The following is a 290-nucleotide window of genomic DNA, read 5'->3' on the forward strand; positions in this document are numbered from 1 at the left end:
GGCATATCCTCGATTCTCTGGCCTTAACCGTGGGGACTCGCTATGAACATAATGACGTCTTTGGTGGGCACCTCAGCCCACGTGCCTATATGGTCTGGGACGTATCCGATGAGTGGACCCTCAAAGGCGGCGTCACAACGGGTTATAAAGCGCCATCACTCAGCCAACTTCATAATGGCATCAGTGGCGTAACGGCACAGGGGACGGTCAATACCGTCGGGAACCCGAACCTTAAACCTGAAGAAAGTACCAGTTACGAAACCGGGCTTTACTATGAGAATGACGCTGGG

At 53.1% G+C, this 290-nt stretch carries 1 protein-coding gene; it reads left to right on the plus strand.

Going from position 1 to position 290, the window contains the following annotated elements:
• Positions 1–290: TonB-dependent receptor domain-containing protein (locus FDX22_RS32350; RefSeq protein WP_255433096.1), on the plus strand; the 290-nt coding region annotated here is incomplete at both ends.

This window comes from Citrobacter sp. TBCS-14, assembly GCF_005280805.1.
GTDB lineage: Bacteria > Pseudomonadota > Gammaproteobacteria > Enterobacterales > Enterobacteriaceae > Citrobacter > Citrobacter gillenii.